The organism is Aeromonas sp. 602200, from assembly GCF_049173895.1.
GTDB lineage: Bacteria > Pseudomonadota > Gammaproteobacteria > Enterobacterales > Aeromonadaceae > Aeromonas > Aeromonas veronii_A.
The window spans coordinates 25,261-38,836 of sequence record NZ_JAAKSL010000006.1; the positions used below are offsets into that span (position 1 = coordinate 25,261).

12 protein-coding genes are annotated in these 13,576 nt (G+C 60.9%); 5 read left to right on the forward strand and 7 right to left on the reverse strand.

The window, feature by feature from the left end:
* Nucleotides 1–60: 60 nt before the first annotated feature.
* The 4 genes from G5221_RS09285 to G5221_RS09300 all read right to left on the reverse strand — a co-directional run bounded on the left by G5221_RS09285 (nucleotide 61) and on the right by G5221_RS09300 (nucleotide 3,751).
* Entirely contained in the window at nucleotides 61–519 is a 459-nt protein-coding gene (locus tag G5221_RS09285) for a methylglyoxal synthase (RefSeq protein WP_005363178.1), read from the reverse strand.
* A gap of 88 nt (nucleotides 520–607) precedes the next feature.
* Nucleotides 608–2,719: a DUF885 domain-containing protein gene (locus tag G5221_RS09290; protein WP_139408645.1), complete on the reverse strand. Its 2,112-nt coding sequence runs from the start codon at nucleotides 2,717–2,719 to the stop codon at nucleotides 608–610.
* Nucleotides 2,720–2,921: 202 nt separating this feature from the next.
* Nucleotides 2,922–3,401, reverse strand: a complete 480-nt coding sequence (gene bfr / locus G5221_RS09295) for a bacterioferritin (RefSeq protein WP_005335967.1) — start codon at nucleotides 3,399–3,401, stop codon at nucleotides 2,922–2,924.
* Between the two features lie 143 nt (nucleotides 3,402–3,544).
* Nucleotides 3,545–3,751, reverse strand: coding sequence for a bacterioferritin-associated ferredoxin (locus tag G5221_RS09300; RefSeq protein WP_139408647.1), 207 nt, complete (start codon nucleotides 3,749–3,751; stop codon nucleotides 3,545–3,547).
* Between the two features lie 136 nt (nucleotides 3,752–3,887).
* Here G5221_RS09300 and G5221_RS09305 point away from each other — a divergent pair, with 136 nt between their 5' ends.
* Both G5221_RS09305 and G5221_RS09310 read left to right on the forward strand, forming a co-directional pair.
* Entirely contained in the window at nucleotides 3,888–4,199 is a 312-nt protein-coding gene (locus tag G5221_RS09305) for an HlyU family transcriptional regulator (protein WP_005354958.1), read from the forward strand.
* On the forward strand, nucleotides 4,196–6,262 hold the full coding sequence (locus tag G5221_RS09310) for a tRNA(Met) cytidine acetyltransferase TmcA (RefSeq protein ID WP_421263149.1): 2,067 nt from the start codon (nucleotides 4,196–4,198) through the stop codon (nucleotides 6,260–6,262). Before G5221_RS09305 ends, G5221_RS09310 begins: the two co-directional genes overlap by 4 nt.
* Here G5221_RS09310 and G5221_RS09315 read toward each other — a convergent pair.
* Nucleotides 6,249–6,968, reverse strand: a complete 720-nt coding sequence (locus tag G5221_RS09315; protein WP_421263150.1) for an SDR family NAD(P)-dependent oxidoreductase — start codon at nucleotides 6,966–6,968, stop codon at nucleotides 6,249–6,251. The two genes, G5221_RS09310 and G5221_RS09315, sit on opposite strands and share 14 nt — an antisense overlap.
* Before the next feature lie 203 nt (nucleotides 6,969–7,171).
* On the opposite strand from G5221_RS09315, the gene G5221_RS09320 reads away from it, so the two are divergent.
* From G5221_RS09320 to G5221_RS09330, 3 genes are all read left to right on the forward strand, one after another.
* Nucleotides 7,172–8,188, forward strand: a complete 1,017-nt coding sequence (locus tag G5221_RS09320) for a chemotaxis protein (protein WP_100644989.1) — start codon at nucleotides 7,172–7,174, stop codon at nucleotides 8,186–8,188.
* A 186-nt stretch (nucleotides 8,189–8,374) separates the two neighbouring features.
* Nucleotides 8,375–8,854, forward strand: a complete 480-nt coding sequence (locus G5221_RS09325; RefSeq protein ID WP_421263151.1) for a hypothetical protein — start codon at nucleotides 8,375–8,377, stop codon at nucleotides 8,852–8,854.
* 17 nt (nucleotides 8,855–8,871) lie between these two features.
* On the forward strand, nucleotides 8,872–9,486 hold the full coding sequence (locus G5221_RS09330) for a superoxide dismutase (protein WP_421263152.1): 615 nt from the start codon (nucleotides 8,872–8,874) through the stop codon (nucleotides 9,484–9,486).
* 84 nt (nucleotides 9,487–9,570) lie between these two features.
* Here the strand turns inward: G5221_RS09330 and G5221_RS09335 are convergent, their stop codons facing one another.
* Both G5221_RS09335 and G5221_RS09340 read right to left on the reverse strand, forming a co-directional pair.
* Nucleotides 9,571–10,479, reverse strand: a complete 909-nt coding sequence (locus G5221_RS09335; protein ID WP_421263153.1) for an ElyC/SanA/YdcF family protein — start codon at nucleotides 10,477–10,479, stop codon at nucleotides 9,571–9,573.
* A gap of 187 nt (nucleotides 10,480–10,666) precedes the next feature.
* Nucleotides 10,667–13,426: a collagenase gene (locus tag G5221_RS09340; RefSeq protein WP_421263154.1), complete on the reverse strand. Its 2,760-nt coding sequence runs from the start codon at nucleotides 13,424–13,426 to the stop codon at nucleotides 10,667–10,669.
* Nucleotides 13,427–13,576 lie beyond the last annotated feature (150 nt).

Consider the following 13,576-nt stretch of genomic DNA (forward strand, 5'->3'; position numbering starts at 1 on the left):
GCATTTTCCCAATTAAAGAGGGCCGCTTGTTGCGGCCCTCTTGCATGACGGGTTAGCCGATCACTCGGTGCGCGCCTTGAGATAACCGGCGTAATCCGGGATCTGTACGCTGAACGCCTGCCGCATATGGGGGCTGTCCATGATGAAATCGGCGGTCGCCTCGTTGGTGGCGACCGGGATGTTCCAGACTGCCGCGAGGCGCAGCAGCGCCTTCACATCCGGATCGTGCGGCACCGCATTGAGGGGATCCCAGAAGAAGATCAGCACATCGATCTTCCCTTCGGCAATCAGGGCGCCGAGCTGCTGGTCGCCCCCCATCGGGCCGGAGAAGAGGCAGGTTATGGGCAGTTGCGCCTTCTTGCCGAGCATGGTGCCGGTGGTGCCGGTCGCATAGAGATGGTGGAGCTTGAGCTCCTCCTTGCGGCGCATCACCCAGTTCAGCAGAGGGGTCTTCATGTTGTCGTGAGCCACCAGTGCCACCCGTTTGTGGGGCGCCATCTCTCGTGCAATCTGTTCCATGGAAATCGTCCGTAGCATTGTTATTGGAAGAGAGCCGTATCCTAATCGAAAGCGGCGCCCGTTGCCTTGCCGGGCGCCGTAACTGTGATCACTTCGACTGTTCAATCCACTGCTTGTTCTTCTGCTCCAGCACCGAGATGGGCAACATGCCGTATTCCAGCACATGGTGGTGGAACGCCTTGAGGTCAAAGTCTCCGCCCAGTGCCTGCTCTGCCGACTCCCGCATCCGGATCAGCGCCAGCTGGCCTGCCTTGTAGGAGGTTGCCTGGCCGGTGTAGGCCATGTAGCGCGGCACCTCGGAGCTGATGTCCCCCGCTCCCAGCGCCGAGTTCTCCTTCATGTAGCTGACGGCCTGGTCGTGGCTCCAGCCATACCAGTGGATACCGGTATCCACCACCAGCCGCATAGCCCTCAGCATCTCCTCGTTGAGGCGGCCGAAGTACTGCAGCTGGTTGTTGAAGGCGGACGATCCCTCGACCTTCACGTCCCCCACCGCCGGATCATAGAGACCGCGCCCCTGATAGAGCCCCATGTCGTGATCCGCCAGGTATTCGGTGTAGAGCGCCCAGCCCTCCGCATAGGCGGTGTAGGAGGCGTTCGCCACGTACTGCGGGAAGTCGGGATCCTTGGCGGCCAGCTCCTGGGCGATGGTGATCTGGAAGTGGTGGCCCGGCGCCGCCTCGTGGGCCAGCAGGGTGCTGATGTTCCAGCTCTGCAGACCATAGGGGTAGTAGGTGTTGAGGAAGAACTGCCCCTTGCGGCCGGTCTGCGGGTTGCCGTCCTGATACCAGGCCACCCCGCCGTATGGCGCATCTTCATAGGAGACGGGCACCACCTCGTAATCCAGCTTGGGAATGGTACGCTCGGCATCGAAGAAGTCAGGCAGCACCAGCGCCGCCTTGCTCTTGAAGGTATTGTACTCCTGCAGTGCCCGCTCATGTTCGGCCAGCGCCTGCTGCTGCGGCCCGCTCAGGGTCGCACCGGCTGCATTGTCCGGGTTGAGGCCGGCGGACCAGACCGCCAGCGGGTTCTGGTAGAAGAAGGCCGGCTCGTTCAGATAGCGGAAGAAGGCGTAAATCTGGCCGCTCTGTTTGCTCTGAGCCACATCGTCGCTGTCACACTTGCCGACGGTATGGCACACCTTGACCATGGCGCCGAAGATCCGCTCCACCTCGCTCAGCCCAAGTGCATGCACCTGCTCCGGCGTCATGTCGGTGGTGGTGTGCTTCTTCAGCAGCCAGCGATACCAGTCTCGCCCGTTGGTCATGCCACAGAAACCGTCGTCACACTCGCCACTACCCAAGCGCACTGCATAGGCGCCGCCATGCTGGTAATCCAGATAGTCGCGCAGCGCCAGATAGCGGGTGTTGATGCTGTCCAGCACCCCCTTGTACTCGCTGCGCAGCGCCTCGTCCGCCTCTCCCGGCAGTTGCTGCCAGCCGAGATAGGCGCCGGCGATCGCCTCCCCATCCAGCTTGCTGTTGAGCTGGGCCAGCAGCCGGTCCACCAGCTCGTCCGGCAGGGTGTTGCCCTGAGCGCTGCCCAGTTCGAACTGGTGCTTCACCTCGGCAAGGTAGCCGTTATAGGCCTTGAGCCAGGTGAGGTGCTCCTGATACCAGGCCTGCGGGGTCATTGTTGTCTTTGCTCGAGTTGCCATTGCAAGTGCCGGCGCTGTGTCTGTACGGTCGAGATCCCGTCGCCATGCTCCATCACCCGGCGTGACCCTGTCGGCCGAGCTGTGCTCGAAATAGTCGAAGCCACTGCTGACGGTGCGAGCCGCTTTGCCGCTGGCAGGGGCTGCTCCGACGTCATCTGCCAGATCCACCACGCGGTTGCGGAAGTGATGGATCGGGATCTGGGATTGGGGTAAATCGTATCCTTCAAGATTGATCTGCAAGTCCCAGCGGATCATGTCGTAGAACAGCCGATCCCGCTCACTTAGCACCGTGGGATCCAGAGCATTCAGTCGTTGGAGCAGTGAGCTGTCGAGTGCTTTGCGCTTGGCGATGCTGGTGGCATCGATGGCAAAACCGTAGGGGTCGAGCGACTGGCTCTCTCGCAGGGCTTCATCCATGGTCTGCATCAGGGATGCCTTGGTGGCTGCGGGATCTGCAGGTGCGTTCGAGCTGTTGTCATTGCAGGCGGCAAGAGACAGGGCAATGGCGCAGGCTAGCGCGAGCTTGTTGGGTAGGAAGTGCATGATGTAGTCCTTTCACATGTTGTTATTGTATGTCCCTGTGAGGGGCCCCAATAGTGCAACTCCCAAGCGTCTGTTTTTGCGATCTGAATAGCAAAAATACGCTTATTTTTCATGCTGATAAGTGGCGTGAAAAGCTATGCAGCCAGACATTAAAAAACCCGCCTGAGCGGGTTTTTTAACCGTTTTTTCATGCCATAACTATTCAGGATGAACCATGGTGCAGTTGCGACTGCTGGTAGTTCTCCAGCCCGATGCGATCGATAAGGTCTAGCTGGGTCTCCAGCCAGTCCACATGCTCCTCCTCATCCTCCAGGATCTCCTGGAACAGGTCGCGGCTGATGTAGTCCTGCACCGACTCGGCGTAGGCGATGGCTACCTTGAGGTCTGGGATGGCATCCATCTCCAGCGAAAGGTCGCAGCGCAGCATCTCTTCGACGGTCTCGCCTATGCGCAGCTTGCCCAGATCCTGCAAATTGGGCAGCCCTTCGAGAAACAGCACGCGCTTGACCAGCTCGTCGGCGTGTTTCATCTCATCGATGGACTCGTGATACTCCTTGTGCCCGAGCGCCTTGAGGCCCCAGTCATCGTAGATGCGGGCGTGCAGGAAGTATTGGTTGATGGCAATCAGCTCATTGGCCAGCACCTTGTTGAGGTGGGCAATGATCTTGGGATCTCCTTTCATCGACAGTGCTCCTTGGTTCGTGCCTGAGGCTTCGATCGTTAGAGCTTAGTCCAGAAAAGTGACAACAAGCGGTCTGGCGAGCCAGCTCGCCTGAGAAAAGGGGTGACCCTGTTGGTGGGTCGCATCAGAAAGAGGTGTCCGGATCAGGCCACTTCGTAGTAGAGCACGGGTTGATCCTGCTCCATCTTGTTGAGTTCGGCGGCGATGATGTCCATGGTCATGCGCACGCATTTGCCACATTGAGCGCCCACTTCGAGCGACTGCTTGAGCTGGCGGAATTCGCTTTTACCTGACTGCACCGCTTTGCGGATCTGGGTATCTGTGATGCCGCGGCACAAACAGACGTACATGATGGTCACCTCTTGTGGAATGAGATGAAATCTAAATGAGAATGGTTCGTAGTGCAAATAACGATTGGTAATAAGATCCCCTGCTTGCCACTGTGCAACCCCTTGGGGACAATGCTGGCAACCAGAGGAGATCACCATGCTCAAGAAACTGTTCAGCGCCCTGTTCGGGGGCGAGCCGACCAAGGCGCCGGAAGTCACACCCACCGAATATGCCGGCTATCTCATCTATCCGGAGCCCATGGCAGAAGGTGGCCAGTATCGGCTGGCGGGCCGCATCACCAAGGAGCTGGACGGCGTGCTGCAAACCCACCGTTTCATCCGCTCCGATCTGTTTGCCAATCCGGCCGATGCCGAGCGTTTCATGGTGCAGAAGGCCCACACCTTTATCGATCAGATGGGGGATCGCATGTTCGAGCCCCGCAAACCGGCTGACAGCCAAGCTTCATGACACTGCAAGAGGTCACCCTGCTGCGCGAGGTGCTGGCCCGCGCCGGTGAACGGCGCCTGATCTGGCTGGAGGGGGAGGAGGCCGAGTGCATTGCCCGCGCTCAATCCCTGCTCGGCGAGACCGTCTTCTGGCTGGGTGCCGGGCCCGAGAGTTATGCCCCGCAACCCGCTGCCAAGGCGCTGCAGCGGCTCGGCCAGGAGTGCGACACGCTGGTATTCAATGCCTTTAGCGGCTTTCACCCCGACGCCTTCGGGGCGCTGGCAGGTACTCTATGCGCCGGTGGCTTGCTGTTGCTGCTGACCCCGCCCAGAGTAGAGTGGCCTTCATGGCCGGATCCTGACCGGATCCGGCTGGTGGTCCAGCCGGAGGAGGTGAGCCGGGCCGGTCACGGCTTTATCGCCCGGCTGGTGCGGTTGCTGGAAGGTGATCCTGCCCTCTCTCTGGATCCGCCGGTTTGCTCGCAGCTGTGGCAACCGCTTGGGCCGGAGCGCAGGCTGAGCTGCGATCAGGCACGGGCACTGCCCGCCATCCAAAAGGTGTTGCACGGTCATCGCCGCCGGCCGCTGGTGCTGAGCGCCGACCGCGGTCGTGGCAAGAGTGCGCTGCTAGGGCTGGCTGCCGCCGAGCTGCTGCGCCAGCAGCCCGCGCTGAACATAGTGGTGACGGCCCCCTCACAAGCAACGGTAGCGACCCTGTTTGCCCACGCCGCTCGCGGGCTAGATACTACGCCTGAACAGCTGACCGGACTGAGCTACTGCTCGCCGGATCGGCTGGTGCACGAGGCGATTAATCCCGATCTGCTGCTGGTGGATGAATCGGCCGCCATTCCGACCCCGCTGCTCGAGGCCATGCTTGCCCGCCAAAGTCGCATCGTGTTTGCCACCACCGAGCACGGTTACGAGGGGACGGGGCGCGGTTTTCACCTGCGCTTCAAACGGGTGCTCGATAGCCAGACCCCGGAGTGGCAGGAGATCCGCCTCTCTGAACCCATTCGCTGGAGTGAGCGTGATCCGCTGGAGCCGCTGATTTTCCGCCTGCTGGGGCTTGATGCCGAAGTGGCAACGCCCTTGCCGCCGACCAGCCCGAGCTGGCGTCTGGTCAGTCAGGAGGTGCTGGCGATCGACGAGGCGCTGCTCAATCAGCTCTTTGGCCTGCTGGTGCTGGCTCACTACCAGACCACGCCGAGCGATCTCAGGTCCCTGCTGGAGAGCCCGGATCTCGACATCCATCTGCTGGAGCAGGATGCGAGCCTGCTGGGTGTGGCGCTGGTGGCGCGTGAAGGGGAGATAGAGCCCGAACTGGCCGAGGCAATCTGGGCCGGTCGCCGCCGTCCGCGCGGCCATCTGCTGCCCCAGTCGCTGCTGGCCCACGCCGGTTTTAAAACGGCGGGGGGGCGCAGCTACGCCCGGGTGATGCGTATCGCCATCCACCCCGAGCTGCACCGGCACGGACTGGGTTCGCTGCTGCTTGGCAAGCTTGAGGAGCACTATCGTCAGATTGGCATCGACTACCTCGGCTCGGCCTTTTCGGCCAGCGCCGACCTGCTCCCCTTCTGGCGCAAGGCAGGACTGACGGTGCTGCGCATCGGCCTGCAACGGGATGCCGCCAGCGGCTGCCACGCAGCCCTGCTGCTCAAAGCGCTGAAACCCGGACATGAGCCCGAGTTGGATCAGTGGCAGCAGCGTTTTGTTCGCCAGCTGCCGACCCTGCTGGCGGGTGAGTTGAAAGGATTGGATCCCGAGCTGGTATGGCAATGTCTGCAAGGCAGCATCGTTACCGCAGCGGAGCTTGGCGAGTTCGAGCGCGATGAGGTTGAGTGCTTTGCCCATCATCACAAGCCGTTTGAACTGAGCCAATGCAGCCTGCAGTTGTGGCTGGCGCGCAATCTGGCTGTGTTGGCTTCACTGACTCCTGACGAGCGTTATCTGCTGATCGCAGCCATCTGGCAATATGCCGACTGGGGAAGACTGGCTGCGAGGTTGCAACTGGCTGGCAAGCCCGCCGCGATCAAGAGTTTGCGGGCGCTGCTGGCGCGTCTCTTGAGTTCCTCTACCACTCGATAGGTTTGCCCTGCCAGTCGAGAAAGCTCAGCTCGCCATCCGGTTGCAGCCGGTTCATCAACTGCACAAGATGCTCGGCTACCAGCTCGGGACTCTGCACATTTCCCGCCGGTACATTGGCGTGAAACGGGCGGGAGAGTTGGGTATCCACGGTGCCGGGATGGAAGGCCAGCAATTTGACGCCGGGGGTCCGCCGGGCCAGCTCGATGGCGGCACACCTGAGCAGCATGTTGAGGGCGGCCTTGGATGCACGATAGCCATACCAGCCGCCCGCTCGGTTGTCGCCAATGCTGCCGACACGAGCGCTGAGAACGGCCAAAGTGCAAGGCTCGCGGCCAAACAGCGGTAACAGCTGGCTGATCCAGCGCAGCGGCAGCAAGGCGTTGGTCTGGTAGAGACGGGTCATGGCATCGAGATTGAGTGCTTCGAGCCGCTTCTCCGGCTGGATTTCCCCCTGATGCAGTATGCCGTTGCAGATCACCACCCGATGCGGTCTCGGTGCCAGCTCCGCGATGTGGGCTACCGCAGTTGCCATCTTCTCATCGCTGTAATCACAACATAGCCAGTGCAGGGCTGGCGAAGAGGATCCTGCTGGTGCGGGCTGACGGCTGATGGCAATCACTGGCCCGACACCCGCCGCCAACCAGTGTGTCACCAGAGCCGCCCCGATACCGCCAGAAGCGCCAACCACGACGACACCTTCACTCATCTCAGGCTCCTTATGAGGGCATGGTGGATTTCACCATCTGCCAATGTTGTCCTGATTGGCAGATACGCTCGTGCCAGCCTGCGGGATCAAGCGGTTAAGGCTGCAATCTTGCCGAGATCCGAGCTACTGGGCGAATTCCATTCCTATACTGAGGGAAAACCGCAGCAGAGTGCTGCCTGCGCAACCAGAACATGAGAGTCACCATGATGGCCAAAGACGGGGAAGAGCGTAAATCCATTCTGACCGAGAGCGGCACCAACGAGCTCGAGATCATCGAATTTCACCTCAAGAAGCAGCTGCCGGACGGGCGCGAAAAGATCGCCTACTACGGGATCAACGTTGCCAAGGTGCGCGAGGTGATCCGGGTGCCGGAGACTACAGATTACCCCAATGCCCAGCGCCACATGGTGGGGGTATTCTCCCTGCGGGATCGGCTGATCCCGCTGGTGGATCTGGCGGGCTGGCTTGGCATCAAAACCAACCCGGATCCCAGCCACAAGGTGGTGATTGTCACCGACTTCAACAAGATGGCCAACGGCTTCCTGATCGACAGTGTCAGCAGGATCCACCGAGTCTCCTGGGAGGATGTGGAGTCCCCCAGCCAGTTTCTGGAAGCGGGTGAAAACGACTGTGTGGTGGCCGTGGTCAGGCGCGATGGCAACCTCATCATGATCCTCGATTTCGAGAAGATCATCGCCGACATCAACCCCGAGCTCAGCATGGAGAAGTACGACGTCACTCAGGACCGCAAGGTGCTCATCGACGATCGCATGATGGCGCTGCGACAGGGCAAAACCATTCTGGTGGTGGACGACTCGGCCTTTATCCGCAAGATGATCGAAACCACCCTGCGCACCGCCGGTTACAACGTGATCACGGCCAAGGACGGGGGAGAGGGACTGGAGATGATGACGGATTTCGATCGTCTGGCCCAGGAGGAGAGAATGCCGGTGACCGGCTTCGTCAATGCGGTGATCACCGATGTGGAGATGCCGCGCATGGATGGCATGCACCTGCTCAAGCGGCTGCGGGATACCCCCTCCTACAAGGAGATGCCCATCGTGATGTTCTCCTCCCTGATGAGCGATGACAACCGCCAGAAAGCACTGCAACTGGGGGCCAACGATACCATCACCAAGCCCGAGATAGGGCGCATGGTGGGGATGATGGATCATATGCTTCTGGGGATTGCCCCACCCTCGCCCGCCAACAACATCTGACCTGCCATTAACTTGCCATTAACTTGCCATTGGCCGGTCGAATTCACTGACCAGTGCCTCAAGCGGCCACTCCTTGCCAAGGGGTGGCCGCGCTGTTTTGGCTGTTTGCTGCGATTCCAGACGCCCCTTGTCTCCCGGATACGATTTGTGTAATGATAATTATTATCATTTGTTGGTGTGAAGCATATGACAGCAACCTGGGTGAAGGGGTGGGTCGAGTCGACCGAAGGTGGCAGCAGCATGAGTCACTGGAAACAGCAGACCCGAGAGGGCAACCGGCTGTTTGACTGCGGCGAGTATCATCAGGCGCTGGCCCATTATCAGCAGGCGCTCTGGCTGGCTCGTCAGCAATTGGTGCAGTGGCATGACGCCGATGAGGCGGTGGCTGTGCTGGTTGTGGCTCACCACAATCTGGCGGATCTGCTGGTGGCCATGACTCTGCCCGATCGCGCCGCCGACCTGCTCTGCTATGTGCACGACTGCCTGCTGGCGACCTGTCACTCCCCCGCTTGCTCCTCTCGCCTGCGAGAAGCCGCGTTGCGCCATACCCGTACAACCCGTGCCGAGTTGCTGACGTTCGTACAGCGCCACGGCAGCCACGCCGGGATCATGCGTTCGCTCGGTCACTGCCTGTGTCAGAGCGAGCCCTCATCCCGGCTCCATTAATCCGAACAGAGGTCATCATGAGCCATACCCTGCCAGCCCTTAACTATGCCTACGACGCACTGGAACCCCATATCGATGCCCTGACCATGGAGATCCACCATAGCCGTCATCACCAGACCTATATCAATAACCTCAACGCCGCACTGGAAGGGGCGCCAGAGCTGGCTGCACTGCCGGTTGAGGATCTGCTGCGCCGCTTCGATACTCTGCCCGCCACCTTGCAAGGGGCGGTACGCAACCATGGCGGCGGCCATGCCAACCACTCCCTGTTCTGGCTGGTGATGAGCCCGCAGGGGGGCGGTGAGCCGGGCGGTGAGCTGGCGCTGGCCATCGAGCGGGAATTGGGGGGATTCGATGCCTTCAAGCAGGCTTTCACTCAGGCGGCTCTGAGCCGCTTTGGCAGCGGCTGGGCCTGGCTGGTGGTGGACAAGGCGGGCAGATTGCAGGTGGAGAGCAGTGCCAACCAGGATACTCCCCTGATACATGGCCATACCCCGATCCTGGGGCTGGATGTGTGGGAGCACGCCTACTATCTCAAGTACCAGAACAAGCGTCCTGACTATATCGCTGCCTTCTATCAGGTGGTGGATTGGGCCGAAGTGGCCCGCCGTTATCAAGCGGCGAGAGGCTGACCTGGTCGCTGGGAATGGGTGTACAGGCTCACCGCCACAACCCGCGCTGTAATAACAAGACCCGCCAGTTGGCGGGTCGTCTGTTTATGGTGTGGCAGTGCTGACGCTGGCGGCTGAAGGGGTCATTGGCAATGTGGGCAAGGCCGTGCTGGGCGTCTTGGTGGTGGTTTGTGCCGCGTGTTTGGCGGGAGTGACCGGCTCAGTCGTTGCCGAGGCAGACGAAGTTGCTGACTCGGTGGCAACCGCGGCAGAGACTGCCGCTGGCTTGGCCTCATCCACCGCCGGTTTGGGCTGTTTGAGGCAGGGTTGCAGACTGCCGATGGTACTTAGTGATTGGCAAGGCACAGGCAGACCGATGGGCACAGGAGCGCCGAGGAACTTGGGCCCCTTGTCCAGCACATAGAGGTCGAGCAGCCCCATCAGGCGGGCAAAGACTTCCCGCACCCGGGTGCGGATCCCCTGATAGGCGCTGGGATCCTCGGCATTGAAGCCGACCGCATCGATACCGAAATGGCGGGCGATGAAAATGGCCCGCTCGTTATGAAAGCCCTGGGATACCACGGTAAAGCGCTCCTGGCCGAACACCTCTTTGGCGCGAACCACTGAGTCGAGGGTGCGGAATCCGGCGAAATCCATATAGATGGCGGAGGCGGGGATGCCCGCCTTGATCAGGGCGCGGCGCATCTGGCGTGGCTCGTTGTACTGCACGGTGGCGTTGTCACCGGAGACGATGATGAAGTCCACCCTGGCATTGTTGTAGAGCTCGGCCGCCGCCTTGATGCGGTATTTGAAGTAGTGGTTGGGGCCGCCACCGGAGAGATATTTGGAGGTACCCAGCACCACCGCAACCCGGTTGTAGGGCACCTTGTCCACCCGATCGTAGGTGTAGTGACGGGCATCCGAGACGATCCACTCGCTGTAGCCCAGCAGCGTGGCAATCAGGGCCAGCAGCAAAACGAGGCAGGCGAGGAGGATCTTGGCAAACTTCTTCATGCGCGGTGCGGTCAGGGTCTGAAGTTGGGAGTGGCTATCGGCATTCTATTACAACTCGGCCGCTGGCGTCAGGCTTGATAACGGGCGGGCACCTCATTCGGGCAGAGGTTGTCGCAGCAGAGGCCGGGAGATCGGGAGGATGAAGAGAGGGGCAGCGGTGGCAGCCCCTCTGGTCGGTGAAGGTTTATCAGTGGGCGGAGTCGTTACCCTTGCAGGCGTCTGACTCCTTGTTGGCTTGCCACCAGGGCAGCAGATCCCGGGCGAGCCACGCCTGATAGGCGTCGCTGTCGTTGGCGATCAGGCGGTCCAGCTCCCCTTCGAAGTCGCTCATCGCCTGCTGCCGATCCGGATTGCGCAGCGCTTGTGCCAGCGCCAGCCAGCTGGCGCCGCGACCGGTATCGTTGAGGAAGCGGTGCACGGTATAGGACCAGGAGTAGACCATCTCGCCACCCTGGTCGTAGTCAAGGTGGAGGATCGCCGCCAGTGTCGGACGCTGGTTGGCGGGGCGATTTGCCACGTTATCCAGACCTCGGGCAAAGCACTGGCCGTGGGCGATGTACTCTGCAATCCCCTCGGCCCACCAGGTAGTGCGGTTGAGCGGATAGTGGCCGAAGCTGCCGTACTGGTTGAAGCGGCCATCCAGATAGTGAACGTACTCGTGGCGCAGGTTCCACACCTGGAAGGCGGGGCGTTTCCACTCCGCCTCATAGGCGAAGAAGCGGGCCTGATTGCCGGGGCGAGCCGGATCCCCCTCGATATAGATGCCGCCATTGTCGGTGGATACGCCAAACAGCGCGCTGCCGTAGCGGCCCCAGTCGGCGGAGGAGTTGAAGATCACCAGCTCCAGCGCCTCGTTGTGATCATCGGCCACCGGTTGCCAGCCTGTCTCCATCTGCTGGTGGAAGCGCTGCTCTTCATCACCCAGCTCGCGGCAGATCCCTTCGGCCTGAGCCTGGGTCAGCTCCTGAGCGCGCAGACGCAGGGTTGGCGAGCAGGTGTGCTCGAACGGCAGAATATCTTCCATGCGGATCGGGGTACAAAGCCCGGCGAACTCGCCACTGACACAGGCTTCGCTGGTGCGATCCGTGTAGGTGAGGTAGTAGCTGGAGAGGGTCAGGGAGACCTCTTCCAACATGGCAGCCGGATGCTGTCCACCCGGGATCAGCCCCTGCTGGCGCATGATGGCGATGACATCGCGATCCAGTTGTTGGCGGTAGGCGATCGCCTTATCCGGACTGATGTGATGGAGGTAGCGCATCATCTGGTAGAGACGGCTATGGGCATCGAGGATGTTGTTGAAGATAAACAGATCCCGTGAGCCATCGCGCTGTTTCCAGAGGGCCAGCTCGCTCAGGCCCAGTTGCAGCAGGCTCTGGCGCAATGCCGCCTCTTGTTGCAGCACAGCTGCGCTGAAGTCTGCCTGCTGACCGTAAGAGGCGCTCTGATCGACCAGATTGAGCAGCTCGAACAAACCATCGGCCCAGGGTTTGTGGCCGTTGATCTGCGCCGCATGTTGCACTGCATAGCCGAACGCCTGGTTGAGCTGGGCCAGCATGGGGGCGGCACTCTGGCGGAAGGCGGCTTGCCCAAGTTGTCCCTGCGCCGCCACGCTCCAGGCTTCCAGCACTGTGCCAGCCTGATCCTGTGGTTCAGCTCCCAGCAGCAATGGGTGGTTGAGCAGATCAATCATCACCCCGGCCAGTGCCCGGGCGGCCTGATCACTCTCTTTACCAACGCCGCCGTGGTAGTTGTGGGCGCGCACATAGTAGAGCAGCTTGTCCATTGCCGGATGGGTTGGCTGGTTGGCCGCCAGCAGAGCACGCATGCCGCGCACCACCGCCATCAGCTTGGTGTCATCGTGGCCGTAATCCGCCTGCCAGGCAGGACTGTTCTGGCCGCTCACGTCGGCTACCAGTTTTGCGGCATCGCTGTCGAGCAGATCCACATCGGGCTGCTCGGGCTCGGAGCAGAGACGACCGTTGGCGCGGCGGCACTCCAGCTGTTCCTCCTTGCTGGCCAGCACGATGGGGCGATTGAGCACCCGGCTCTCCTGCCACGCTTTGCTCTCTGGCAGGGGTTGCCACTCACCGCCTGCGACCGGGTATTGGTAGCCGCTATCTTGCAGCGTTACCTGAACCTCGCTGCCAGCGGGGATCACCTGACGGCAGATGCGATAGCGGATGGTGTTGCTCCCCTCCTTGCGCTCCTGTGGCTCATCACACTCCTGCTGAGGCGTGAGCTGATCCAGCTGCCACTGATAGCGGCGCCAGACGTGGATCTCGCTGACCTGAGCGGCAGCCTGACTACCTGCCACCGGTTGCAGACGGAAAAAGATCTGCTCCAACCGGCCATCCCGCTCACTCGGGGTCTCTTCAAGTACCTGCAACTGCTGCCAATCCTGCGGCTGATAGTGCCACTCCGACTCGGCGCAGCGGCCCTGCGCGTTGAGCTCGCAGCGATCCAGCTCCCTTTCGCTCTGACCTAGGGTGATGGCTTGTGGCAGCGGTAGACGATCCTGCTGCTGGGCGGTCGGCGTGCCCGCCAGTTGCTCCCAGCGACCCTGCTTGAGGCCATAACCAAAGTCATAACTGCTGGCGGGAATGAGCTTGCCCGCCGGAATCCGATCTTCACAGCGCACGAAGCGGATCTGCCAGCCGGCATCTACCTTGAGCTGCGGTTCGCCACACTGTTGCTCGGCCAGAGCGGCGAGATCGCTGCTCTGCCAGTCGAAGCGACGGTAGACCCTGAGCTGCTGATAGGGGGCGTTGCTGCTACGCGCCTTGAGCTCGTAGGTGATCTCGGTGATGCGAGCGGCCAGTTGCCGGCTCGATTCGCCAGTCAGCTGATACTGTCGCCAGTCATTGGGTGAGTAGTTGGCTTGCGCCGAGGATGTAGCCAAAAGCAGGGGGCCTGCCAGCAGCAGCCACCCGGTACCTGAACGGTTCATTTTTATCCCTTTGTTCTTGTTTGTGTATTGTCTTGCGAGTAATCGCAAGGCAATTTAAACAGTTCCAAAGGGATATCAATTGCCAATTAAAAATCAGATAAATCAATAAGATGGTATTTTTTTGAGTCTGATCGAATTATCGTGGGTTGG